Raw genomic sequence first — 23,734 nt, 5'->3', positions numbered from 1 at the left:
ACAAGGAAGATCCCGAAGATGAGCGCAATCGAATCCCGCCTGGCCGAGCTTGGGCTGACCCTTCCCGAACCCGCCGCCCCGGTCGCGGCTTATGTGCCGGTGGTCGTCGCGGGCGGCCTCGCCCATGTCTCGGGCCAGCTTCCTTTCGTCGAAGGCAAGCTGGTGACCGGCCGCCTGGGCGAGAACGTCGACCTCGAATCGGGCGTCGAGGCGGCGCAGGCCTGCGCGGTGATGATCCTGGCCCAGCTCAAGGCCGCGCTCGGCTCGCTCGACCGCGTGGAGCGCGTGGTCAAGCTGGGCGCCTTCGTCAACTCCACGGGTGACTTCACCGACCAGCCCAAAGTCGCCAACGGCGCGTCGGAACTGATGGTCGCGGTGTTCGGCGAAGCTGGCAAACATGCCCGCAGCGCCGTCGGCGTGCCGGTGCTGCCGCTCGGCGCCGCCGTCGAAGTGGACGCCATCGTTGCCGTTCGCCCTGCTTGATAGCTGGCTTTCGCCGCCGCCCGATCCGCGCAAGGTCGCGTGGATCGGCGGGCACGACTATGCCCATCGCGGGCTGCACGGCGCGGTCATTCCCGAAAACTCGCTCGCGGCCTTCCGGCTGGCGATCGAGGAGGGCTATGGCATCGAACTCGACGTGCAGCGCGCGGGCGACGGCACCCCGGTGGTCTTCCACGATTCGGTGCTGGACCGCCTGACCGGCGAGACCGGCGCGATCGCGCGCCACAGCGCCGCCCAGCTTGCCGTCGTGACGCTGGGCGGAACCGCCGAGAGCATTCCCAGCCTGCGCCAGGCGCTCAACCTGATCGACGGCCGCCAGCCGGTGCTGATCGAGCTGAAATCCTCGCGCGGCGCCCGCATCGCCGCGCTCTGCCTGGCCGTGCGCCGGGTGCTGGAGGGCTATACCGGCCCCCATGCGGTCATGAGTTTCGACCCGCGCGTCTCGCGCTGGTTTCGCCGCCATTCCCCGCACACGGTGCGCGGGCTGATCGTCTCGGAAGGCGAGGATCGCGCCCTGCCCGGCAAGATCCGGCGCCGCGCGGCGCTCTGGCAGGCCGCGCCGGACTTTCTGGCCTATGATATCCGCGACCTGCCCAGCCGCTTCGCCACCGCCCAGCGCAAGCGCGGGCTGCCGGTGGCGACCTGGACGGTGCGTCGCCCGGACCATCACGAACGCGCCGGTCTCCACGCCGATGCAGTGATCTTCGAGCGCCCCTCGGAAGAACCGGCATGAGTGACGGCGCGTTCGTCGAGCGGCTCCACGGCGCGGTGGGCGGGCTCCCGGCGGCGGAATGGGACGCCCTGACCGGCGGCGGCAATCCCTTCGTCTGCCACGCCTTCCTCGCGGCCATGGAGGAATCGGGCAGCGTCGGCGAAGGCACCGGCTGGACCCCGGTGCCGATCACCGTCGCCGGGCCGGACGGACGGCTGGCAGCGGCGCTTCCGGCCTATCTCAAGCAGCACAGCCAGGGCGAATATGTCTTCGACCACGCCTGGGCCGACGCCTGGCACCGCGCGGGCGGGTCGTACTACCCCAAACTCCAGATCGCCGTGCCTTTCACTCCGGCGACCGGCCCCCGGCTGCTGACGCCGCACCCGGAACTGGCCCCGGCGCTGATCGCCGCGGCGGAATCGATCTGCCGCGACAACGGCCTGTCCTCCGCCCACGCGACTTTCATCGAACCGGCGCAAGTGCCGCTGTTCGAGGCGGCGGGCTGGCTGCTGCGGGAGGATATCCAGTTCCACTGGGAAAACCGCGGCTATGCCGATTTCGACGGCTTTCTCGGCGCGCTTTCCTCGCGCAAGCGCAAGGACATCCGCAAGGAGCGCGAAAAGGCGCAGGAAGGCGTCGACATCCGGCACTTGACCGGGAGCGATCTGCGCGAGGAGCACTGGGACGCCTTCTGGGCCTTCTATCAGGACACCGGCGCGCGCAAATGGGGCCATCCCTACCTGACCCGCGAGGCCTTCTCGCTACTGGGGCAGACGATGGCCGACCGCATCCTGCTGGTGCTCGCCTATATCGACGGACGGCCGGTGGCGGGCGCGCTGAACTTCATCGGCAGCGAGGCGCTATACGGTCGCTACTGGGGGGCGGTGGTGGACAAGCCCTTCCTGCATTTCGAGCTGTGCTATTATCAGGCGATCGATGCCGCCATCGCGCTCGGCCTGTCGCGAGTGGAAGCGGGCGCGCAAGGCGGCCACAAGCTGGCGCGCGGTTACGAGCCGGTGCGGACGGTCTCGGCGCACTACATCGTCCACGAGGGCCTGCGCGCCGCCATCGCCGATTACCTGGAACAGGAGCGTGCGGGCATTGCGGACGACCAGCTTCTGCTGGACGGCAGGACGCCGTTCCGGAAGGCCTAGGCCGCTTCGCGCGCCGAAGCCGCCAGCCACTGGCGGGCGCGGCGCTGGGCTTCGGCGATCTCGCGCGCGGTCATCTCCTCGGCCACATCGGCGCGGCACTGCGCGGCTTCCCCGTCTCCTGCAACAGCGGCGAGGTTGAACCACTTGTGCGCCTCTATCAGGTCGCAGGCGGCGCCGTGACTGCCGGTGGAGAACACCACGCCAAGGTCGAAACAGGCCGAACCGTCGCCCATGGCCGCCGCGGCAAGGCGCTCGGGCAGGAAAAGATCGCCCGCCTCCCTACCTGCGGGTTGCGTGATATCGACGAGACGCTCGCTTGCGATCCAGGCCTGTTTCATAGTCGGCTCACTCCCGGTCTGCCGCCCCTACGGTCCGATGGAGGGAAGCTGGCACCAAGTTGGTCAACAAAGCGTTAAGCATATACCCGAAACAATCCCTGTAAGTTTACGCAGCAGTATCGGGAAAGAAACTTGTGCATCAGCCGGTGGGACAGCATCCGGCATTCAGGTTTTTTGTGGACTGCCATGGTTATAGCCTTGTGCAGGTAAGGGGGCGGCCCTATAGGCCGCGACACCGCGGTTTGCCGGGAGGCCACTGGAAAAATCCGGGGTCGCAGGGCGTAGGCAGGCCGGGGGGATTCGTGCGGAGATTCTCTGGATGGCAACGGCCCTAGCTGACGAAATTGATGTCCTCGCCAAGGCCAAGCGCATGCTTGGCGGTTCTTATGTTCCCGTAGAGAACGAAGCCTACATGTGCGAGGCTCAGCAAGACTACTTCCGGCGGCTTCTGCTCGCCTGGAAAAAATCGATTCTCGACGCCTCTGCCGGTACGCTGGCACAACTTCAGGACGGCCCGATCCGGGAACCCGACCTCAACGATCGCGCGTCCAGCGAGACCGATTGGGGCATCGAGCTGCGCACCCGCGACCGCCAGCGCAAGCTGATCGCCAAGATCGATTCCGCCCTGCGCCGGATCGAGGAAGGTGAATACGGATATTGCGAAGTGACCGGCGAACCGATCGGCCTCGGCCGTCTCGAAGCTCGTCCGATCGCCACCATGACCGTGGAGGCCCAGGAAGCGCACGAGCGCCGCGAAAAGGTCTCGCGCGAAGAATAAGAAAAGCGCCATTTCAATTCTTTCGCCCCGATCCGGCGGGCTGCGCGGCATTTCCGTCGTTCGGGGCGTTAAGGTTTTGTTTGCCATTTCCTTATAGTTATCGACCGCAAACGTGCCTTGCGCGCGAGGCGGTGCTTATCATCAACCGGGGCTTTCGCAGGCCGGGCTTCGTGATATCATTGCCGGACCGAATGCCGGACGAGAACGCATGACCCAGATCGAAAATCGCCAGATTGCGCGTGACAGCCTGTTCCTCATGGCCGACCTGCGGATCGACGGGCTGGACAGCGAGTACCGGATCAAGGTCCGCAACCTCTCCGCCGGCGGGATGATGGGCGAAGGCGGGGTCCAGGTGGTGCGCGGCACGACGGTCGCGGTGAACATCCGCAATATCGGCTGGGTCCCCGGCACGATCGCCTGGGTTCAGGAAAACCGCTTCGGCGTGGCCTTCATCGAGGAAATCGATCCCAAGCTGGCGCGCGGCGCCGTGGCCCCGGTGCCGGACGAAAAGCCCAACTTCGTGCGCAACTACGAAGCGCAGTATTCCCCCGCGACAACCGAGCCGAAGAACCTGCGCAAACTCTGATAGTTTGTTTGAAAATCCGCCGCAGGCGGATTTTGGCGGCACCGGCCCACGCCCCCACCCGACCTCCCACTAGTGTATTCTGATGGGAGGTCGGGTGGGGGCGTGGGCCGGTGCCGCAACGAAAATGCCCGACGGGGCATTTTCCAAACCAACTCTGAACAGGACCTCCCCGGAAAAATCGCGCCTGCTTCCGCCCGAACCATTTGCGACCGGCGGCAAATCGACTAGGCCTAGGAAATGTCCGCGCCGCGCAAAGCCATTCGGGCCATGGTCCTTCCGGCCGCGCTGGCTCTCTGCGCCTGCGGGGGCACCGACAATTCGGCGCTGGGCGTCGCCGTCATCGGCTCCCCGCCCGAGAATTTCGACATCGGCGAGAACGCTACTCTGGCAAGCCAGCTCGTCAGGGCCTCGACTGTCGAGGGGCTGGTCTCCTTCGACGAGAAGGGCCGCGTCATCCCCGCCCTCGCCGATCGCTGGATCGTCACCGACGACGGCCAGAGCTACATCTTCCGCCTGCGCGACGGGGACTGGGCCTCGGGCGATCCGCTCACCGCCGATTCCGCGAAGAAGGCGCTGGATACTGCGCTCAAGGCGCTGGACGACAACCCGCTGGCCCACGACCTCGCCGGGATCGACGAGATCCGTACGATGGCCGGACGCGTCATCGAAATCCGCCTCACCCGGCCGATGCCCTACCTGCTCCAGCTTCTCGCCCAGCCGGAACTGGGGCTGAGCTTCAAGGACCGGGGTGCCGGGCCGATGCGACTGGATGGTGGCAAGGGGACGGCGCGGCTGACGCCGATCGACCCGGCCAGCCTCGGCCTGCCCGCCGTGGAGAACTGGCCGCGCCGCACCCGCCGGATCGACCTTTCGGTGCTGGACGGCCCCGCCGCCGTGGAGGCCTTCAACGCGGGCAAAGTCGATCTCGTCATGGGCGGCGAGATCCAGGACTTTCCACTGACCCGCTCGGTCGGCATCCTGCGCGGGACGATCCAGGTCGATCCGGTGGTCGGCCTGTTCGGGCTTCAGGTCGCCAGCGACAAGGGCTTCCTGGCCGATCCCGCCAACCGCGAGGCGCTGGCCATGGCCATCGACCGCGAGGGCCTGATCGCCCCGTTCAGCCTCGGCGGCTGGTCGGCGACGAGCCGGATCGTCAGCCCCAGCCTCGACGGCGATCTCGGCACCATCGGCGAGCGCTGGAGCGAACAGTCGCTGGACGAACGCCGCGCCCTCGCCATGGCACGGGTGCGCCGCTGGGCCGCGGGAGCCTCGGGCGCAGCGCGCGCCGGTGAGGCCCCCGCGTCGCCGGTGGTTCGCGGCGGTCGCGGCGCGCCGTCCCCCTCCCCTGCGCCGATCGCGGGCGGGCCGCGCCTGACCGTCTGGCTGCCCTCGGGCAGCGGTGCCGATACCCTGCTGGTGAAACTCACGGCCGACTTCGCGGCGATCGGCGTCCACCTCGTCCGCACCGACAAAGCGGAAACGGCGGACCTGCGGCTGGTCGACGACGTCGCCCGCTATCCGCGCGCCGCCTGGTTCCTCAACCGCCTGTCGTGTAGCGCCCGGCGCGGCCTCTGCTCCGCCGATGCCGACGCGCGGGTGGCCGAAGCCGCCTCCGCCGCCACGCCGGACGAACGCGCCGCCCTGCTGACCGAAGCCGAGGCCGAACTGACCGCAGCCAATGTCTTCATTCCCTTCGGAACCCCGATCCGCTGGTCGCTGGTGCGCGGCAGCGTCGCCGGTTTCGCGCCGAACACCTGGGGTTGGCACCCCTTGATGCCGCTCGCCTGGGTCCCCAAGTAAAGTCCGGTAAGCCCTTCAGAGGAGAGGCAGGACTTTGGCGACTGGACAGACTACCGCGCGGCGCATGGACATGGAGCTGCCGCTCGGCACCGACCCGGTATCGATTCTGCGCCGCGTGGAAATGCTCGAATACGTGCTGGAGCGCGCCATCGCCCTGCCCGGCATCCGCCGCAAGATCGGTCTCGACGCGGTAATCGGTCTGGTGCCGGTAGCCGGAGACGTGATCGCGGGACTGCTGGGCATGTACCTCGTGTGGGAGGCCCGCAACCTCGGCATGTCGAAGTGGCAGCTGGCCCGCATGACCGCCAATGTCGGCTTCGACACCTTGCTGGGCGCGATCCCCGTGGCGGGCGATCTGTTCGACTTCGTGTTCCGCTCGAACAGCCGCAACCTCAGGATCATCCGCAAGCACATCGACAAGCATCACCCGCATGCGCGGGTGATTGAAGGCTAGGAACGCTCAGGCCGCCTGGGTAACGGCGGCCAGATCGCACTTCTGGTTGGCTTCCTTGGTGCCGCCGCCGAGGAAGGCCACCGCGAGGAAACCGGCAACCACCGCCACCGCGAACGCCGCCGTCACTTTGCCGAGGTGCTTGTCGATCACCGCCTTGATCGGCGCGCCGAACAGGCGGAACAGCACGCCGACGATCATGAAGCTGATCGAGCGCGAGACGATCGAGGCACCGATGAACACCGCGAGATTCATGCCGATGAAACCGGCGGTGATCGTCAGCAGCTTGAACGGGATCGGCGTCGCGCCCTTCACCACGATGATCTCCGCGCCATATTCGCGGAGGTAGCAGGCCGCCTTGGGGAAGCTGTCCGCCAGCCCCAGCGCCCGCAGCAGCGCCTCGCCGAAAGCCTCGTAGGCGAAGTGGCCGATCGCATAGCCCAGCAGCCCCCCCGTCACCGAGGCCAGCGTGGCGATCACCGCGAAGCGAATCGCCTTCTTCGGCTCGGCCAGGCACATCAGGCCCAGCAGCGGATGCGGCGGCACCGGGAAGAAACTGGCCTCCAGGAAGGCGAACAGCGCCAACCACCATTCGGCATGGCGGTGCGCCGCCTTAGCCATGGTCCAGTCGTAAAGGCGGCGCAGCATCGAGTTCTCCGGGTAATTGTGTGGCTTGCTTAGTAGGCCCGCAGCGCCCCAGCAAGTTATAACCCATTTGGTTATCTCTCTTGACATTGCGATCCACAATTGGTACAAACCAAGAACATCGAGAGCGATTGATTCGCTGGCTCGCTTCGCACCGCATCGCAAATCAACAGCAGGGATGATCCCACATGGCAGAGCCAGACCAGGCTTCGCCCGGCGCCGACCCGTGCCCTCGCGGCGGGACGGCCGAGGGGCAGTGGCGCGCGCAGTTCCTTGCCGCGCTGGCAGAGACCTCGAACGTCAGCGCGGCCAGCGCCGCCGCCGGGGTTCCCGCGGGCCGGGCCTATCGATTGCGCCGCACCGAACCCGATTTCGCCCGCGCCTGGCGCGCCGCCCTGCTGGAGGGCTACGAGAACCTGGAGATGGAATTGCTCTACCGCCTGCGCTTCGGCGATCCCAAGGACGGTGAGGTCAAGTTCGACAACGCCACCGCGCTGCGCCTGCTCGGCCTCCACCGCGAGACCGTGGCGCGCGAAAGGGCGTCGCGGGAGAACGAGGACCTTGCCGCCGTCCGCGCCTCGATCCAGGCCAAGCTGGCGCAGCTGCGCGAGCAGGTCACGGCGCGGCGCGCGCTGGAAACCCGCCCGGAAACCCGCCCAGAAGCCCGCAAGGAGGCCGAGCATGGCTGAAGCCGATCCCCTGCACTGGCTGACCGAGGCCGACGAGGCCGAACTGGAGCGCTTCGCGGTGCAGCTCGGCCCCACCGGACAGCGCGAATGGCGCTGGAACTGGCGGGTCTGGGCGCGGCCTTCGCAGCTGGCCCCGGCGGGCGACTGGCGGGTCTGGCTGGTCATGGCCGGGCGCGGCTTCGGCAAGACCCGCTGCGGCGCCGAATGGGTCAACGAGATCGCCGAAAACGATCCCGAGGCGCGCATCGCCCTCGTCGCCGCCCATCTCGGCGAGGCGCGCGCGGTCATGGTCGAGGGCGAGAGCGGCCTGCTCTCGGTCGGCGCGCCGTGGCGGCGGCCGGTCTTCGAGCCTTCGCTGCGGCGGCTGACCTGGCCGAATGGCGCGCAGGCGACGCTCTATTCGGCCGCCGAGCCGGAAGCACTGCGCGGCCCCCAGCACAGCCATGCCTGGTGCGACGAAGTCGCCAAGTGGGACAATGCCGCCGCCCGCGCGGTGGCAAGCTGGGACAACCTGCTCATGGGCTTACGGCTTGGCCGCGATCCGCGTGTCGTCGCCACCACCACCCCGCGCAGCGTGCCACTGGTCATGCGCTTCCTCGCCGAAAGCGAGCGCGGCGAAGTGGCGGTGACGCGCGGCAGCACGTTCGACAATGCCGCCAACCTGCCTGCCCGCTTCCTCGACACGATGCGCGGCTCCTTCGGGCAGAGCCTGCTCGGGCGGCAGGAGATCGACGGCGAACTGATCGCCGAGATCGAAGGCGCGCTCTGGAGCCGGGCGCTGCTGGAGACCTGCCGCGAGGACCACGCGCCCGAATGCACCCGAATCGTCGTCGGGGTCGATCCTCCGGCTTCGGACGGCGGCGATGCCTGCGGGATCGTGGTGGTCGGCCTCGGCGCCGACGGCATGGCCCATGTCCTCGCCGATGCCTCCGTGGAGAAAGCCGGTCCCGAACGCTGGGCGCGCGCCGTCGCCGGGGCCGCCGAGGCCTGGCAGGCCGACCGCGTGGTGGCCGAAGCCAACCAGGGCGGCGCGATGGTCGGCTCGGTCCTGCGCGCGGCGCAGCTTTCGCTGCCGCTGCGGCTGGTCCACGCCAGCCGGGGCAAAGTCGCCCGCGCCGAGCCGGTCGCCGCGCTCTACGAAGCCGGGCGGGTCCGCCATGCCGGGCTGTTCCCGGCGCTGGAAGACGAGATGTGCGGGCTGATCGCCGGAGGGTCCTATCAGGGACCGGGGCGCTCGCCCGACCGCGCCGATGCGCTGGTCTGGGCCTTGACCGAACTGATGCTCGGCAAAGGCGGCGCGCCTCGGGTGCGGGTGGCCTGATTTCGCATCCTAGGGAGCGAACCGCTCCGGACATTCCCTGAAAGGAACCCTCGCCCGTGTCCTTCATCGATACCCTCCTCGCCGCCTTCAAGGGCGAGAGTGCCCGCGTGCCGCTGGCGCGCGGCCCGGCATCGCCCTGGTTCTTCGCCGAGAGCGGCGGCGGGCGGGCGCCGTTCGAATATGCCTCGGCGGTGCGCCGCGCCTATCTCGAAAACCCCGTCGCCCAGCGGGCCGTGCGTCTGGTGGCCGAGGGGATCGGCGGCGCCCCGCTGCGCCCTGCCGATCCCCGGCTCATGGTACTCGTCACCGAGACCAGCGCCGGGCAGTCGCTGCTGGAGACGCTCGCCTGCCACCTGCTGCTTCACGGCAATGCCTATGTGCAGGTGCTCAAGGACGCGCGAGGGCGTCCGGTCGAACTCTTCGCCCTGCGGCCCGAGCGCGTCTCGATCGTCGCGGGCGAGGACGGCTGGCCCGCCGCCTTCGCCTACGAAGTGGCCGGGCGGCGGCTGACGATCCCGCTGCTGGACGAGGACGCCGCCCCCAACGTGATCCACATCCGCCACTTCCACCCGGCCGACGACCACTACGGCGCGGGCTGCCTCGCCGCCGCCGACGAGGCCGTGGCCACTCACAACGCCGCCGCGCAGTGGAACCGCCAGCTGCTGGAAAACGCCGCCCGCCCTTCCGGCGCGCTGGTCTACGAGGCGGACGACGGCCAGACCCTGACCGGCGACCAGTTCGACCGGCTCAAGGCCGAGCTTGCCAATGCCTATGCCGGTGCGGGCAATGCCGGACGGCCGATGCTGCTGGAAGGCGGCCTCAAGTGGCAGGCCATGGCGATGACCCCGGCGGACATGGACTTCGCCACCCTCAAGGCCGCCGCCGCGCGCGACGTGGCGCTGGCCTTCGGGGTGCCGCCGATGCTGCTCGGCCTGCCGGGCGACGCCACTTACGCGAACTACCGCGAGGCCAACCGCGCGCTCTGGCGGCTCACCCTGCTGCCGCTGGCGGGGAAGATTCTTTCCGGACTCTGCGAAGGCCTCGCGCCGTGGTTCCCGGATACGTGCCTTTCGATCGACCTCGACCGCGTGCCCGCCCTTGCCGAGGACCGCGAGCGACTCTGGGCGCAAGTGAGCGCCGCCGACTTCCTCGATGCCGAAGAGAAGCGCGCCCTGCTCGGCCTCGCCCCGGCTTCGAAGGATGAAGGGAACATATCATGAACGATAGGGACATGCTGGCCGGGCTGCTCGCCCAGGCAACCAGCGAAGGCAGTGAACTCGTGACCTTGCGCGCCATCGTCGAGGAAGCCAGCGAAGTCGGCGCGCGGCGCATGCTATCGCGGATCGGCCTCGACGACGCGACCGCGCCGGGCGACCTCTCCGAGCTGCGCGAACTGCTCCAGGCCTGGCGCGATGCCAAGGCCAGCGCCCAGGCCGCCGCCATCGGCTGGATCGTGCGCGGGGTGCTGGCGCTGCTGCTGCTCGGCCTCGCGGTGCGCCTCGGCGTCGGGGAGCTGCTGCGATGATGCTCCGACAGGCTCAGCACGCCTTGCGCTTCGCGGGCTACGCCGCGCTGTTCGGCAGGCGCGACGCCGGGCGCGACCTGATCCGCCCCGGCGCTTTCGCCCGGACTCTCGCAGAGCGGCGCGATCCGCTGCCGCTGTTCTGGCAGCACCGGCCCGACCTACGGATCGGCTGGATCGAAACCGCCGCCGAGGATGAGCGCGGCCTGCGCGTCGTGGCCTCGGTGGACAACCCGGACGGCGCCGCTGGTCTCGCGCTGCGGCGCGGCACGGTGACCGGCCTCTCGTTCGGCTACCGCGCCCGCGCCAGCCGCACCGGCGCCGAGGGCCGCGAACTGCTCGATCTGGAGCTGTTCGAGGTCAGCCTCGTCACCAACCCGATGCAGCACGGCGCGCGGGTGCACCTGATCTCCTGATTTCCTCGCTCTCCCATTTCCCTGCCGCCCGAACCGGCGGCTTCAACCGAAAGGTCCCTGCCCGATGGAATCCCCTGTTCCCGCCGAAGCGCTCGACGCCTCGTTCGATCTCGTCGCCCGTCAGGACGCCACCGAAGCCGCCGTCGAGAGCTTGCGCGGCGACGTCGCCGACGTGAAGGCCCGGCTCGACCGCGTCAGCCGCGCCGCCGCCCGTCCGGTGATCGAAGGCGCCGCCCCCGCCAGTCTCGAAGTGAAGGGCTTCGTCGACGGCTACTTGCGCCTGGGCCGCGAGACCGAGATCAAGTCGCTGTCCGGAACCGTGCTCGCGGACGGTGGCTATGCGGTCCCGCGCGAGGTCGATGCGCTGATCTCGGCGCGCCTGAGGTCGATCAGCCCGATCCGCGCGATCGCGCAGATCGTGCAGACCGGCTCGGCGGGCTATCGCAAGCTCGTGACCACCGGCGGCACCGCCTCGGGCTGGGTGAGCGAGACCGGCGCCCGCGCCGAAACCGCCACCCCGAACTTCGCCGAGATCGCCCCGCCCGCCGGTGAACTCTACGCCAACCCGGCAGCGAGCCAGGCCATGCTCGACGATGCGGCCTTCGACATCCAGTCGTGGCTGGCCGACGAGATCGCCATGGAGTTCGCCCGCGCGGAAGGCGCCGCCTTCGTCAGCGGCAGCGGCACCAACCAGCCCAAGGGCTTCCTCACCGCCCCCAATGCCGCGACGGCGGATGCGACCCGCGCTTTCGGCACGCTCCAGTTCCTTGCCTCGGGCCATGCCACCGGCTTCGACAGTGCGCCGGAACTCAAGCTGATCGACCTCGTCCATGCGCTGAAGAGCGGCCACCGCCAGGGCGCGAGCTGGGTGATGAACGCGAAGACCCTGGCCGTCGTCCGCAAGCTCAAGGCCGCCGACGGCTCGTTCCTCTGGCAGCCGGGCCTGATGGACGGCCAGCCGAACCGCCTGCTCGGCTATCCGGTGGTCGAGGCCGAGGACATGCCGGACATCGCCGCGGGCGCCCTGCCGATCGCCTTCGGCAACTTCCGCGCGGGCTACCTGATCGCCGAGCGCAGCGCGACCTCGATCCTGCGCGATCCCTTCACCAACAAGCCCTTCGTCCACTTCTACGCGACCAAGCGAATCGGCGGGCAGGTGCTCGATTCCGACGCGATCAAGCTGCTCAAGATCACGGCCTGACGCCACAGGTCGTGCGGGGAGCGGTGCCATCCTTTCCGCTCCCCGCGCCTTGAGCAGCGGCCCGCGCCATTTCCTGCCCCCCGAATGGCGCGGGCCATCCGCCTTCCTTTCTCCCGATCAGAGCCCCCCATGAACCGGGTCATTCTCACGCCGCCGGTGCTGCCGTCCGCGACGCTTGCGGAGCTAAAACAATGGCTCGGCATCACCACCCCGCGCGACGATACCGCGCTTTCCGCCCTGCTCGCCGCCGCGCTCGAAACCTGCGAGGCCTTCACCTGCCGGATGCCGCTCGTCGCGCCTTGCGAGGAAGTGCTCCCCGCCCGCACCGGATGGCAGGCGCTGTCCACCCGCCCGGTCCAGGCGATCACCGGGATCGAGGGCGTGAACGCCGACGGCAGCCGCTTCGTCCTGTCCTCCGGGGCTTACGAGATAGACCTCGATGCCGACGGCACCGGGCGCGTCCGGCTCGCCCTCTCCGGCGCGGCGCGCAAGGTCGCGGTGCGCTTCACCGCCGGGCTGGCCGACGACTGGGACAGCCTGCCCGATGGCCTGCGCCACGGCATGATCCGCCTCGCCGCGCACCAGCACCGCGAGCGCGACGGCAGCGGCGCCGCACATTTGCCGCCCGCGTCGGTCGCGGCGCTATGGCGGCCCTGGCGCCGGATGCGCCTCGCATGATGTCGGCCCGCGTCCTGTTCGACGATTTCGCCCGCAGGCTCGTCTCGCGCGCCGAAACGCTTGCCGCCGCCCGTGCCGAAACCCGCCGTCTGGCCGCACGCGGCGACGAGAGCCGCTGGCGCCGCGCCGATCTCGTCTGGCCGCTTTTCGCGAAAGGATAAGCGATGGAAATTCCCTTGCGCGCCGCCCTGATCGACTGGCTCGCCGCCGATCCGGACCTCGCCGCCCAGCTCAATGCGGTGGGGGAGGAAGCCCCCTCCCGCACCAGCCTGCCGTGGCTCGCGATCGCCGCCAGCGCCAGCACCGACTGGAGCTGCAAGACCGCCCCCGGCCGCGAAGTCCGCGTGGCGCTGGAACTCCACTGCCGGGGCGATGCGCCCGAGACGGCGGCCACGCTGGTCGCCGGGATCGAGGCGCGGATCGAAAGCCTGCCGCGCGAGCAGCCGGGCTTCCACGTCGCCACCATCCAATTCCTGCGCGCGCGGGCCGAACAGCGCGGGGAAAGCCGCCGCGCGATCCTGCTCGAATACCGATTCCGCCTGCTCGCCGCCTGACACCCCCACGAAAGGAGCCTCACCATGCCCGCCCAGAAAGGCAGCGCCTTCCTTCTCAAGATCTCGAACGGCAGCGCCCCCGCCAGCTATCAGACCGTCGCCGGTCTGCGCACGACGCAGATGTCGGTCACGGGCGAAACCGTCGTCGTCACCAGCAAGGACAGCGGCGGCTGGCGCGAATTGCTCTCCGGCGCGGGAGTCCGCGCGGTCTCGGTAAGCGCGGCGGGCATCTTCCTCGGCTCTGCCGCCGAGGCGAAGATCCGCGCCAATGCCATGGCGGGCACGCTCGACGACTACGAACTGAGCTTCGAGGACGGCGAGAAACTGCGCGGCCAATTCCTCGTCCAGCGCCTCGACTATGCCGGGGATTTCAACGGCGAGCGCAACTACACGCTCCAGCTCGAAAGCTCGGGCGCGGTGGCGGCGGCAAGACCCTTCGACAAGCTCAGGGTGAGCGGGCGAACCCGCTGCGCGGCGAGGCCCTGCTGGAGATCGGCGGCGCCGCGCATGTCCTGCGCCCCAGCTTCACCGCGCTGGTCGCCGCCGAAGAGGAACTCGGCCCACTCTTCGCCCTCGTCGAGCGCGCGGGCGCGGGGCAGCTTCGCCTTTCCGAATTGGCGGCGCTGTTCTGGCACTGCCTCGATCCCCACCGCCCCGATCCCCACCGCGCCATCACCCGCGAGGCCGTGGGCGAGGCGGTCGTGACTCAGGGTCTCGCCGCCTGCGCCGTGCCGCTGCGGATGCTGCTCGGCCAGATCCTGAAAGGCAGCGGATGAGCGAGGCCCGGTTCGCCCCGGCCGCGCTGGGCCTCTGCACCTTGGCCGCGCAGGCGCTCGGGTGGCGACCCTCCGAATTCTGGGTCGCCACCCCCGCCGAGCTCGCCGCCGCCTTGGGGCTGAGCACCATTACCGCCCCCCCCGGTCTCGACCGCGCCTTGCTCGAAAAGCTGATGGAGCACGACAATGAGCGATGACATCGACAGCCTGCTGGTGGAAGTCCGCGCCGGCACCGAAGGCTTCACCCGCGACATCGCCAAGATGCGCGCCAGCGTGGACGGCGATCTCGTATCCGGCTTCACGCAGGCCGGGCAGGCGCTGGAAAAAGGCCTGACCGGCGCGATCCGGCGCGGCAGCCTCGGCTTCGACGATCTCAAGCGCACGGCCCTCGGGGCGCTCGGCGAGATCGCCGCGCAGTCGGTGCAGGGCCTGTTCGGCGCTGGCGGCACGGGATCGAAGGCGGCCACCGGCACGCTCGATCTCTCCGGACTGGTCTCTGGCCTGCTCGGCCTGCCGGGCCGTGCGACCGGCGGCAATGTCGCGCCGGGGCGCGGCTATCTGGTCGGCGAGCGCGGACCGGAACTGTTCGTCCCCACGTCCGCCGGGCGGATCGAGACCGGCTCCGGCGGCCCTGCGCGCGACGTGAAAGTCGCCATCAATCTCACCGGCCCGCGCGGCGCCGGCATGCCGCAGTCGCTCCAGCGCTCGTCCCGCCAGGTCGCCAGCGCCGTGCGCCGTGCCCTTTCCGCCCGCTGACAGAACCGGAGCACCCGACATGGCATTCTGGCTTGCCGCCAAGCGCAACGGACAGACGAGCGACTGGATCAGGCGCTTCGATCCGCGCTTCTGGACCGTCAACTTCCCCCGCCCGATGATGGCCTCGGTGGTCTCGACCGGCCCCGATTCCCTGCGCGTCGATGCCTCGTTCCTGCGCAAGGGCGACCTCGGCGGGCTGATCTGGGAAAGCGAGGACCGCCTCGACCACCCGCTGCTCGCCTACAGGACCGACCGCGACTACGCGCATACCGCGCTTCGCTTCCGCTGGCGGTCCTCGGGCGTGATCGCGCTCGATTCCGGCACCGGCCCGACCCTGACCATCGAAGGCCGCGACGCGGAAGGCACGGCGCGCGTCTGGTACGTGCGGCTCTGGAACTATGCCGTGGGCACCGGCGAGGACGCGCGGATCGACTTGCGCTTCTCGGAACTGGAGGCGGGCTTCTCGCTGCCGTCCGACGACCGCGTATGGCCCCATGCGATCGACCGCATGTTCATCTCCTTCTGCCCGCCCGATTACGACGGCAGCGACAATCCCCTCCCCGCCGAAGCCGAAGGCTGGATCGAACTCAGCGAGATCGCGGTGGGCGGCGCCCGCGCCATGCTGGAGATCGGCGACGTCATTCTCCCGCCGAGCGGCCTCGCCATGGCCACCGGCTTCGACGACCAGGGCGTGCAGACCCCGGCCCGCCTGCTGCGCAGCGTGCGCCAGCTCGGCTACCGGGGATCGGTGGTCCATTACGTCGGCATGAGCCATTACTTCCGGCTCGCCGCCATGGACGGCACCTATCGCGTCGGCACCGCGACGGACCCGCTCAATGCGCCGACGCGGGCCTGGCACCGCGCCTTCTTCGCGGACTGCGTGAAGCTCGGCTTCAGCCCGGTCGCCTCGCTGTCCTACGAACTGCTCGACCAGCACTGCCCCGACGACTGGAAGCAACGCGACCATGACGGCAATCCCGCCCTCACCGGCTGGGACCCGCCTTCCACCCTGCTCTCGCCCGCGAATGAGACAGCGATGGACTGGCTGCAAGCGGTCGGCGCCGCCTTCGCCCGGCTGATGATCGAGGCGGGTGCCCCGGTGCGCTTCCAGGTCGGCGAGCCGTGGTGGTGGTGCTTCCCGGACGGGCGCATCTGCCTTTACGACCCCGCCGCGGGCGCGAAGTTCGGCGGCGCCCCGCCACCCATTCCCGACTTGCGCGCTCCGATGGACGAGGCGCGCAAGTCCCTGCTCGACAAGGCCGGTGCCCTGCTCGCGCAGTCCACCACCGACCTCGTCGCCGCCGTCCGCGCCGCCGCCGCGCCGACGCCGGTCGAGGCGCTGGCGCTGGTCTTCACCCCCACCGTGCTCGACCCGGCCATGCCCGAGATGCGCCGCGCCAACCTGCCCACCGGCTGGGCCGCCCCCGCCTTCGACCGCCTGCAGGTGGAGGACTACGACTGGCTCACTGCCGGAGCCGACGCCCTGCGCCGCCGCGCCTATGCCACGGTGAACGAACACCTCGGCTATCCGCCCGAGGAGCAGGATTACCTCGCCGGTTTCGTGCTGAACTCCACGCAGAACGACCAGTGGCGCCGGATCGATTCCGGCATCGACGAGGCCCTCGCCCGATCCCACCACGAAGTCGTGGTCTGGGCGCTGCCGCAAGTCGCCCGCGACGGCTTCGTCCGCCTTCCCGCCCCACTCGATTCAGGAGCCGACGCGATGCAGGCCTTCGATGCCGTTCCCTACCCGCTCGCGCTCGGCCGCGACGCCGCCGTGGCGCCCGAGTTCTCCACCGCGATCTCGGTCACCGCATCAGGCTTCGAACGGCGCAGCAGCCTCTGGTCCGACGCCCGCCTGCGCTTCGACGTCGGCCCCGGCATCCGCTCCGAGGACGAACTGGGCACTCTTATCGCCTTCTACCGCGCCCGCCGCGGCCCCGCGCGCGCCTTCCTGCTGCGCGACCCCGGCGACTTCAGCTCGAACGGCATGACCGGCGTGCCGACGCCCCTCGACCAGCCGCTCGGCATCGGCGACGGCACCCGCTCCGCCTTCCCCCTGACCAAGCGCTACGGCAAGGACGATCCGCAAGTCCGCCGCATCACCCGCCCCCGGTTCGATACGCTAATGGTCTCGGTGGACGGCATGGTGCAGCCCGGCAACTGGTCGCTCGAACCGCTCGGCGTGATTCAATTCGACGATCCGCCCGCCGCCGGGGCCGAGGTCCGCGCGGGCTTCCTGTTCGACGTGCCGGTGCGCTTCGCCGAGGACCGCCTCGAAGTCTCCGGCGCGGCCTTCGCGGCGGGCGAGGCGCCCAGCGTCCCCCTCGTCGAGATCCGGGAGGCGTCATGAGCCGCATCTGGTTTTCCGGTGATCTCGAAACGGTCGCCATGTTCTGGCGGATCGACCGCCGCGACGGCGTGACCCTGGGCTTCACCACCCATGACGCCGACCTCTGGTTCGACGGCGTGCTGCACCGCGCCGCGCCGGGCATGGTGCCCTCCTCGATCCGCAAGTCCGCCGGGTTCGAGCCGGACAGCGCCGACGTGCGCGGCACGCTGAGCCACGAGGCGATCTCCGCCGAAGACCTCGCCGCAGGCCGGTTCGACCGTGCGCGCGTGTGCATCGGCCTGATCGACTGGGAGACGCTGGAGCGGGACACACTTTATAGCGGCACGATCGGCGCGGTCTCGCAGGAGGACGGCAGCTTTTCGGCGGAACTGACCTCGCGCAAGCAGGAACTCCTGCGCGATCCGGTGCCGCGCACCAGCCCCAGCTGCCGCGCCGCGTTCTGCGGCCCCGGCTGCAACCTCGATGCGCAGCGCTTCACCCGCGAAGTCGTGCTCATGGCGCTCGATCTCGAGAACAATGCCGTGGTCCTGAGCGCACCCGTCGATGCCGCTTTCCATGCGGGCGGCAGCTTGCGCTGGCTGGAAGGCCCGCAGGCGGGCGAGACCATGGTCGTCATGGGAGCGACCGAGGCGGGCGGCCTGATCCTCGACCGCCCGCTGGATGAGACTACACCGCCCGGCACCCGCGCCTTCCTGCGCGAGGGCTGCGACCACACGCTCGGGACTTGCGGCACCCGCTTCGCCAATGCGGCGAACTTTCGCGGCGAGCCGTTCCTGCCCGGAAACGACCTGCTCACCCGCTACCCCTCACCTTCTATATGAACGCCTTCGATATGAACGGGGCCACTATCGCCGCAGCGGCGCGCGAACTCGTGGGCCTGCCATTCCGCCTCCATGGCCGGGACCCACGGATCGGACTCGACTGCCTCGGCGTCGTCGCCGCCAGCCTGCCGGGCGAACGGGCGCGACACCTGCCGGGCGGCTACCGCCTGCGCGCGCTGGTCACGCCGGATGCCGATGCCCTGGCCGAACGCCTCGGCCTCGCACCCGTCAGCGGAGAACCGGAACCCGGCGACGTGCTTCTGCTGCGCCCCGGTCCCTGCCAGCACCATTTCGCCGTAGCGCTGGGCCGCGCCCGCATCGTCCACGCCCATGCCGGGCTGCGCCGCGTCGTGCTCGGTCCGCTGCCGTGTGACTGGCCGCGCATCGGCCATTGGCGCGCGATTCCCGAAGAGGAGAAGGAATAGACATGGCCACGCTCGTATTCAGCGCCGTCGGCACCGCACTCGGCGGACCGATCGGCGGTGCCGTGGGCTCGCTGGTCGGCAGCCAGTTCGACGCCGCGCTCTTCGGCACCCCGCGCGGCCAGCGCGGGAGGCTCAGGGAACTGGATGTCACCACCTCCAGCTACGGCCAGCCGCTGCCGCGCCATTTCGGGCGGATGCGGGTGGCCGGGCAGATGATCTGGGCGACCGAGCTCTCGGAAAGCAGCGAGACGCTCGGCGGCGGCAAAGGCGCGGGTTCGGTCAAGGCCTATAGCTACAGCGCCAGCTTCGCGGTCGCGCTGGCCAGCCGCCCGATCCTCGGCATCGGCCGCATCTGGGCCGACGGCAAGCTGCTGCGCGGCGTGGAGGGAGACCTCAAGACCGGCGGCACCCTGCGCCTCCACACCGGCCACGGCGACCAGCCCTGCGACCCGCTGATCCTCGCCGCCGAGGGCGAGGCACAGTGCCCCGCCCACCGCGACCTCGCCTATGTCGTTTTCGAAGACCTCGACCTCTCGGAATTCTACAACCGCATCCCCGCGCTGACGTTCGAGGTCGTGGCCGACGAGGCTTTCGATCTGGCCGATCTGCTAGGCGAGGTGATCGAGGATGTGGAGACCGCCGTGCCGCTCACCGGCTTTCGCGGGTTCACCTGCGGGGGCAGCCTCGTCGAGGCGCTGGACACCATCGATCAGGTATTCCCGCTGGCCGTCGACGCGGGCCGCGAAACGCTGGCGATCACCCGCGAGCGCCAGCAGGTGCAACCGATCGCCCTGCCAGAAGCGGCGATCCCGACCGAAGACGGCGACTTCGGCGCCGCCACCGGCTTCACCCGCCATCGCGGCGGCACGGAGGAGCGCCCGCTATCGCTCCTGCGCTACTTCGACTGCGACCGCGACTATCTGCCCGGCATCCAGCACGCCGCCGGACAAGCCCTGCCCGGCGCACCCGGCGCGATCGAACTGCCCGCCGCGCTCGAAGCCGCCACGGCGCGAAGCCTAATCGAACAGGCCCGGCACCGCACCGACTGGCGCCGAGAGCGCATCTCCTGGCGCACTGCCGAACTGAACCCCGCCGTGGCGCCCGGCACGCTCGTCACTTTCCCACGGATCGGCGGGCGCTGGCGCGTGCTTGAATGGGAATGGCGCGACAGCGGCGTGGAAGTGACCGCGGAACGCGCGGTGCCGACGGGCGCCGACGCGCCCATGCAGCTTCCCACCGACCCCGGCCGGATCAATGCGCCGGAAGACCTGCCCGCCACCCCAACCTTGCTCGCCGCCTTCGAGCTGCCGCACGATCCCACCTCGGACAGCGCCGGAAGACCGCGCCTTTTCGCCGCCCTGTCCTCGGCGGGGGCGAACTGGAGCGGCGCGGCGCTCTATGCGGACCGGGGCGACGGCCAGCTCGACCCACTGGGCGGCAGCGGGCGCCGCCGCGCCGTCATGGGCACGGCATCCTCCGCCTTGCCGCCGAAAAGCCCCCTGCTGTTCGACCGCACCTCCAGCTTGGCGGTCACGCTCGTCGATCCGCGCATGAATCTGGTTTCGGCCACTATGCGGCAACTGGCGGAGGGCGCGAACCTCGCTCTGCTGGGTGAGGAACTGGTCCAGTTCGCCCGGGCGACCGCGCTCGGTGAAGGCCGTTGGCGCCTCGAAGGCTTCCTGCGCGGGCGCGGCGGCACCGAAAATGCCGTGGCCGGGCATGTCGCGGAAGAGGTTTTCGTCCTTCTCGATGGCACCGCATCGGCGCTCGACCCCGCGCGCCTCGGCGCGGCAGCGGAAAGGAAGGTCCTCGCCATGGGCCGCAGCGATGCCGAGCCGGTCGCCAGCCCCGTGCACCTGAGCGGCCTCACCATGCGTCCGCTCCCCCCGGTCCATCCCCGCGCCGAAATACTCGGCGACGGGACCCTGCGCCTTGGCTGGACCCGGCGTGCACGAGGTAACTGGAACTGGCAGGACGGCATCGACGCGCCGCTGGTCGAACAGGCCGAAAGCTATCTCCTGACGTACGGACCAGTTGAAAATCCGCTCGCCACCTGGACCTTGCAAGTGCCCCGGATCGACCTGCCGCCCGATCTGCTGGCCGCGCTTTCCGCGCTGTCTCCCGGCGATGCGTTTCGGGTGCGCCAGCAGGGCACTTACGCGGTTTCCACAATGCTCCATCTCTTCCCGAACCCGTCTTTCCGCAAGGAGATCCGAACATGAGCGAAGCCGTGATTTTCGAAAGCACCAGTCCGCGATTTGCCCTGCCGCTGCTCCACGCGGGGCAGGCGCAGAAGGAAGTGTTCGTCAACGAAGCCCTGGCACGGTGCGATGCTCTTTTGCACTCGACTGTATCCGGAGAGCGACCCGCACCGCCCGAAACCGCCGAAGCGGGCGAATGCTGGCTGGTCGCTACAGGCGCCACCGGCGCGTGGAGCGGCCACGATGCCGCGATTGCGAGCTTTCAAGGCGGCGACTGGATATTCATCAGCCCCCGTCGAGGGCTTCGCATCTACGACCTTTTCACAGGTCAGGAACGGCTCTTCGACGGAATTTGGAAAAAAGGTTCGCTTCCCGTGGAACCACTTGGCGGGATGACAGTTGATGTTCAGGCTCGGGCGGCGATCGGGGAACTGGTCGTCGCCCTGCAAGCCTTGGGTATCGTTCCATCAGCATGACACGCAGCACTGCGCAGGGGCAATAACGTGAAGTCGATTTCCAATAAAGGAGTCACGACGCCTCACCAAACCCCCGAAAACGCGACATTTCTGCAACAGTCAGCTCCAATGTGCGCTTGCACACGGAAAGCTGAGGGGGTAGACACCACAGGCACTCGGTGGCTCCAAATCTCTTAGTAGGGGAAACGTATGAGGAAACTCGTCATTGGACTGGCGCTGGCTTCGACAGCTATCGCCACTCCCGCGCTGGCGCGCGACAACTCGTGGTACATCGAAGGTGACTTCGGTGCCATGATCGTCGAAGACGCCGATCTCAAGATCGATGGCGTCAGCAACGCCGCGACCGCAGACTTCAAGACCGGCTTCGACGGCGGTGCTGCGCTCGGCTACGACTTCGGCCCGTTCCGTCTCGAAACCGAAGCCAGCTATCGCCAGGCCAAGGTCAAGGACACCGGCGGCAGCAAGGCCAGCAACCTGACCTTCATGGTCAACGGCCTGCTCGACTTCGGTCCCGATGACGGCCTTCAGGGCTTCGTCGGCGGCGGCGCCGGCGTTGGCCGCGTTCACAGCGGCTTCCTGGACGATTCCGACACCGGCTTCGCCTGGCAGGCTCTTGCGGGTATCCGCGCGCCGATCAGCAGCCATGTCGACATCGGCCTGAAGTATCGCTTCAGCAACGTCAACAAGCTGAATTTCATCGATTCGCTCACCGGCGACGACGTTCGCACCAAGTGGCGTTCGCACTCGCTGATGGCGACCATCGGCTACAACTTCGGCGAACCGGCAGCTCCGCCGCCGCCGCCGCCGCCGCCGCCGCCGCCTCCCCCGCCGCCGCCGCCGCCGCCGCCGCCGCCGGTTGTGGAATGCAACAAGGGTCCGTACATCGTGTTCTTCGACTGGGATAAGTCGGACATCACGCCGGAAGCCGCCACCATCCTCGACAGCGCCGTCAGTGCCTATGGCAACTGCAACAGCGTGCCGATCATGCTGGCCGGTTACACCGACCGTTCGGGTACCCCGAAGTACAACCTGGGTCTGTCGGCACGCCGTAACGACTCGGTTCGTGCATACCTGACCGGCCACGGCATTCCGGACGGCTCGATCTCGAGCCAGGCCTTCGGTGAAGCCAACCCGCGCGTTCCGACTGCTGACGGCGTGCGCGAGCTGCAGAACCGTCGCGTCGAGATCACTTACGGTCCGGGTTCGGGCATGTAAGCGAACCGGCAACGGTTACAGATTGGGGGGTCGGAGCAATCCGACCCCCTTTTCTTTTGCCTGCTGCCTGTCGCCGGGCCTGAAAAAAGCCCCGCTTTCGCGGGGCTTTTTGCGCTTGGAAAAGTTTCCGAAATCAGACCGCGTAAGGCGTCGGATCGACCAGCCCGGCATCGGCGAAACCCGCCTTGCGCAGGCGGCAGCTGTCGCATTCGCCGCAAGCCACGTCGCCCGGCTGCGGATCGTAGCAGGACCAGCTCATCCCCGCATCCATGCCCAGCCGATCCGCCTCGCGGGCGATGTCCGCCTTGCCCATGAACTGGAGCGGCGCATGGATCCGGAACTGGGTGCCCTGATCGCCTTCCTTGGTGGCCAGCCGGGCGATATCCTGGAACGCCGCGATGAATTCCGGACGGCAATCGGGATAGCCCGAATAGTCCAGCGCATTGACGCCGATGAAGATGTCGGTCGCGCCGATCGCCTCGGCCCAGGCCAGGGTCAGCGACAGGAACACGAGGTTGCGCGCGGGCACATAAGTCACGGGCACACCGAGACCGACCCCGTCCTTGGGCACCTCGATATCGTCGGTCAGCGCCGATCCGCCGAACTGGCGCAAGTCGAGGGGCAACACCACATGGCGCTCCGCCCCTACGAATTCCGCGATCCTCCGCGCGGAATCGATCTCGCAGCGATGGCGCTGGTTATAGTCGATGGTCAGGGCATTCACGGCAAAGCCCGTCTCGCGGGCGATACCGGCCGAAACCATCGAATCGAGACCGCCGGAAAGCAGGACGACGGCCTTGCGGCCCCCGCCATCCTGAGAACTGCTATCTTGAGAAATCTGCATGCGCGTGAGCTAGGCCTTCGCTGCCGCGATGACAACCTTGCGCTGCACGATCAGCGGCAGAGGCCAGTCCGCCGCCCTTCGCCCGCGTAGTCGAACGGCTGGCCGCCGACGATACCCTGTGTGTCGAGCTGGATCAGCCCGTTGGTCTCGCGGCGGATATGCGTGCGGCCATAGCCCTGTCCTGAGCAGACATACTGCACCACGACTTCATCGGACGAATCCTGCACCACCACCGATTTGCAGACCTGCCCCGGATGGCGGAACTGAATCAGCTGACGGCCGCTGCTCAGGCAGAGGTTGACGTTCGAAGTTCCGGTGCCGTGCTCACGCAACTGCCAGGAACCGGGAACCAGCTGGTCCAGCATTTCCAGCGGGCGCTTCTGCCCCTCGGCGCTCGCGCCGCCGAGCAGGGCAGCGCTGCCGGTCAAGGCCATCAGCGCAAGGCGCCTATGGCGGCGGCCCGCCAGCGATGCGTTACGGGAAAAAGCCGGGAAATTTGGAAACCTGGGGACCATCATGCG

Annotated in this window: 29 protein-coding genes and 1 pseudogene; 26 read left to right on the top strand and 4 right to left on the bottom strand. The window is 69.0% G+C overall.

Annotated features, from left to right (window positions below):
* Nucleotides 1-18 precede the first annotated feature (18 nt).
* From AC4D6D_RS03395 to AC4D6D_RS03385, 3 genes are read left to right on the top strand one after another with little or no spacing between them, the layout of a single operon-like run.
* A complete protein-coding gene (locus tag AC4D6D_RS03395; protein WP_491326499.1) occupies nt 19-483 on the top strand; it encodes a RidA family protein in 465 nt (154 codons plus the stop codon).
* Nucleotides 464-1,234 carry a glycerophosphodiester phosphodiesterase family protein gene (locus AC4D6D_RS03390; RefSeq protein WP_491326498.1) on the top strand — a complete coding sequence of 257 codons (771 nt, stop codon included), beginning with the start codon at nt 464-466 and terminating at the stop codon, nt 1,232-1,234. The genes AC4D6D_RS03395 and AC4D6D_RS03390 overlap by 20 nt, the downstream gene beginning before the upstream one ends.
* The gene (locus AC4D6D_RS03385) at nt 1,231-2,367 is read left to right on the top strand and encodes a GNAT family N-acetyltransferase (protein ID WP_491326497.1); all 1,137 of its coding nucleotides are present in this window, start codon (nt 1,231-1,233) and stop codon (nt 2,365-2,367) included. Before AC4D6D_RS03390 ends, AC4D6D_RS03385 begins: the two co-directional genes overlap by 4 nt.
* Here the strand turns inward: AC4D6D_RS03385 and AC4D6D_RS03380 are convergent.
* Entirely contained in the window at nt 2,364-2,705 is a 342-nt protein-coding gene (locus tag AC4D6D_RS03380; RefSeq protein WP_491326496.1) for an SEL1-like repeat protein, read from the bottom strand. The two genes, AC4D6D_RS03385 and AC4D6D_RS03380, sit on opposite strands and share 4 nt — an antisense overlap.
* Nucleotides 2,706-3,024: 319 nt before the next feature.
* On the opposite strand from AC4D6D_RS03380, the gene dksA reads away from it, so the two are divergent.
* The 4 genes from dksA to AC4D6D_RS03360 all read left to right on the top strand — a co-directional run bounded on the left by dksA (nt 3,025) and on the right by AC4D6D_RS03360 (nt 6,323).
* A complete protein-coding gene (gene dksA / locus AC4D6D_RS03375) occupies nt 3,025-3,483 on the top strand; it encodes an RNA polymerase-binding protein DksA (protein WP_132264661.1) in 459 nt (152 codons plus the stop codon).
* Between the two features lie 208 nt (nt 3,484-3,691).
* Entirely contained in the window at nt 3,692-4,069 is a 378-nt protein-coding gene (locus tag AC4D6D_RS03370; RefSeq protein WP_491326495.1) for a PilZ domain-containing protein, read from the top strand.
* A 237-nt stretch (nt 4,070-4,306) separates the two neighbouring features.
* Nucleotides 4,307-5,869: an ABC transporter substrate-binding protein gene (locus AC4D6D_RS03365; RefSeq protein ID WP_491326494.1), complete on the top strand. Its 1,563-nt coding sequence runs from the start codon at nt 4,307-4,309 to the stop codon at nt 5,867-5,869.
* Between the two features lie 64 nt (nt 5,870-5,933).
* Nucleotides 5,934-6,323: a DUF4112 domain-containing protein gene (locus AC4D6D_RS03360; protein WP_491327190.1), complete on the top strand. Its 390-nt coding sequence runs from the start codon at nt 5,934-5,936 to the stop codon at nt 6,321-6,323.
* Between the two features lie 6 nt (nt 6,324-6,329).
* On the opposite strand, the gene AC4D6D_RS03355 is transcribed toward AC4D6D_RS03360, so the two are convergent.
* Entirely contained in the window at nt 6,330-6,968 is a 639-nt protein-coding gene (locus AC4D6D_RS03355; protein ID WP_491326493.1) for a YqaA family protein, read from the bottom strand.
* A gap of 185 nt (nt 6,969-7,153) precedes the next feature.
* Here AC4D6D_RS03355 and AC4D6D_RS03350 point away from each other — a divergent pair, with 185 nt between their 5' ends.
* The 19 genes and pseudogenes from AC4D6D_RS03350 (at nt 7,154) to AC4D6D_RS03260 (ending at nt 22,369) form a co-directional block, all read left to right on the top strand.
* Nucleotides 7,154-7,654, top strand: coding sequence for a hypothetical protein (locus AC4D6D_RS03350; RefSeq protein ID WP_491326492.1), 501 nt, complete (start codon nt 7,154-7,156; stop codon nt 7,652-7,654).
* Nucleotides 7,647-8,975 (top strand): DNA-packaging protein, encoded by a 1,329-nt coding sequence (locus AC4D6D_RS03345; RefSeq protein WP_491326491.1) that lies wholly within the window; start codon nt 7,647-7,649, stop codon nt 8,973-8,975. The genes AC4D6D_RS03350 and AC4D6D_RS03345 overlap by 8 nt, the downstream gene beginning before the upstream one ends.
* A 56-nt stretch (nt 8,976-9,031) precedes the next feature.
* Nucleotides 9,032-10,195, top strand: coding sequence for a phage portal protein (locus AC4D6D_RS03340; protein WP_491326490.1), 1,164 nt, complete (start codon nt 9,032-9,034; stop codon nt 10,193-10,195).
* Nucleotides 10,192-10,500 (top strand): DUF6127 family protein, encoded by a 309-nt coding sequence (locus AC4D6D_RS03335; protein ID WP_491326489.1) that lies wholly within the window; start codon nt 10,192-10,194, stop codon nt 10,498-10,500. Before AC4D6D_RS03340 ends, AC4D6D_RS03335 begins: the two co-directional genes overlap by 4 nt.
* Entirely contained in the window at nt 10,497-10,913 is a 417-nt protein-coding gene (locus AC4D6D_RS03330) for an HK97 family phage prohead protease (RefSeq protein WP_491326488.1), read from the top strand. The genes AC4D6D_RS03335 and AC4D6D_RS03330 overlap by 4 nt, the downstream gene beginning before the upstream one ends.
* 64 nt (nt 10,914-10,977) lie before the next feature.
* Entirely contained in the window at nt 10,978-12,114 is a 1,137-nt protein-coding gene (locus AC4D6D_RS03325; RefSeq protein ID WP_491326487.1) for a phage major capsid protein, read from the top strand.
* A 129-nt stretch (nt 12,115-12,243) separates the two neighbouring features.
* Entirely contained in the window at nt 12,244-12,792 is a 549-nt protein-coding gene (locus tag AC4D6D_RS03320) for a head-tail connector protein (protein WP_491326486.1), read from the top strand.
* Nucleotides 12,789-12,953 (top strand): hypothetical protein, encoded by a 165-nt coding sequence (locus tag AC4D6D_RS03315; RefSeq protein WP_491326485.1) that lies wholly within the window; start codon nt 12,789-12,791, stop codon nt 12,951-12,953. The genes AC4D6D_RS03320 and AC4D6D_RS03315 overlap by 4 nt, the downstream gene beginning before the upstream one ends.
* 3 nt (nt 12,954-12,956) lie before the next feature.
* Nucleotides 12,957-13,346, top strand: a complete 390-nt coding sequence (locus tag AC4D6D_RS03310; protein ID WP_491326484.1) for a DUF3168 domain-containing protein — start codon at nt 12,957-12,959, stop codon at nt 13,344-13,346.
* Between the two features lie 24 nt (nt 13,347-13,370).
* Nucleotides 13,371-13,775: pseudogene (locus tag AC4D6D_RS03305) on the top strand (phage major tail protein, TP901-1 family); the annotation flags it as partial.
* Nucleotides 13,776-13,813: 38 nt separating this feature from the next.
* Nucleotides 13,814-14,122 carry a gene transfer agent family protein gene (locus AC4D6D_RS03300; protein ID WP_491327189.1) on the top strand — a complete coding sequence of 103 codons (309 nt, stop codon included), beginning with the start codon at nt 13,814-13,816 and terminating at the stop codon, nt 14,120-14,122.
* Nucleotides 14,119-14,319, top strand: coding sequence for a phage tail assembly chaperone (locus AC4D6D_RS03295; RefSeq protein WP_491326483.1), 201 nt, complete (start codon nt 14,119-14,121; stop codon nt 14,317-14,319). Before AC4D6D_RS03300 ends, AC4D6D_RS03295 begins: the two co-directional genes overlap by 4 nt.
* Nucleotides 14,309-14,878 carry a tail tape measure protein gene (locus tag AC4D6D_RS03290; RefSeq protein WP_491326482.1) on the top strand — a complete coding sequence of 190 codons (570 nt, stop codon included), beginning with the start codon at nt 14,309-14,311 and terminating at the stop codon, nt 14,876-14,878. The genes AC4D6D_RS03295 and AC4D6D_RS03290 overlap by 11 nt, the downstream gene beginning before the upstream one ends.
* A gap of 19 nt (nt 14,879-14,897) precedes the next feature.
* Nucleotides 14,898-17,231, top strand: a complete 2,334-nt coding sequence (locus AC4D6D_RS03285; RefSeq protein WP_491326481.1) for a phage distal tail protein, Rcc01695 family — start codon at nt 14,898-14,900, stop codon at nt 17,229-17,231.
* Nucleotides 17,228-18,052: a DUF2163 domain-containing protein gene (locus tag AC4D6D_RS03280; protein WP_491326480.1), complete on the top strand. Its 825-nt coding sequence runs from the start codon at nt 17,228-17,230 to the stop codon at nt 18,050-18,052. Before AC4D6D_RS03285 ends, AC4D6D_RS03280 begins: the two co-directional genes overlap by 4 nt.
* A gap of 11 nt (nt 18,053-18,063) precedes the next feature.
* On the top strand, nt 18,064-18,477 hold the full coding sequence (locus tag AC4D6D_RS03275) for a C40 family peptidase (RefSeq protein WP_491326479.1): 414 nt from the start codon (nt 18,064-18,066) through the stop codon (nt 18,475-18,477).
* 2 nt (nt 18,478-18,479) lie between these two features.
* Nucleotides 18,480-20,699: a GTA baseplate fiber-binding domain-containing protein gene (locus AC4D6D_RS03270; protein WP_491326478.1), complete on the top strand. Its 2,220-nt coding sequence runs from the start codon at nt 18,480-18,482 to the stop codon at nt 20,697-20,699.
* Nucleotides 20,696-21,154: a DUF2793 domain-containing protein gene (locus tag AC4D6D_RS03265; RefSeq protein WP_491326477.1), complete on the top strand. Its 459-nt coding sequence runs from the start codon at nt 20,696-20,698 to the stop codon at nt 21,152-21,154. The genes AC4D6D_RS03270 and AC4D6D_RS03265 overlap by 4 nt, the downstream gene beginning before the upstream one ends.
* A 189-nt stretch (nt 21,155-21,343) precedes the next feature.
* On the top strand, nt 21,344-22,369 hold the full coding sequence (locus AC4D6D_RS03260) for an OmpA family protein (protein ID WP_491326476.1): 1,026 nt from the start codon (nt 21,344-21,346) through the stop codon (nt 22,367-22,369).
* Nucleotides 22,370-22,502: 133 nt separating this feature from the next.
* Here AC4D6D_RS03260 and queC read toward each other — a convergent pair whose 3' ends face one another.
* Nucleotides 22,503-23,213 carry a 7-cyano-7-deazaguanine synthase QueC gene (gene queC, locus AC4D6D_RS03255; RefSeq protein ID WP_491326475.1) on the bottom strand — a complete coding sequence of 237 codons (711 nt, stop codon included), beginning with the start codon at nt 23,211-23,213 and terminating at the stop codon, nt 22,503-22,505.
* A 50-nt stretch (nt 23,214-23,263) separates the two neighbouring features.
* Entirely contained in the window at nt 23,264-23,647 is a 384-nt protein-coding gene (locus AC4D6D_RS03250) for a hypothetical protein (protein ID WP_491326474.1), read from the bottom strand.
* Nucleotides 23,648-23,734 lie beyond the last annotated feature (87 nt).

The organism is Novosphingobium sp. BF6, from assembly GCF_058273105.1.
This window is presented reverse-complemented; position numbering and strand designations above follow the sequence as displayed.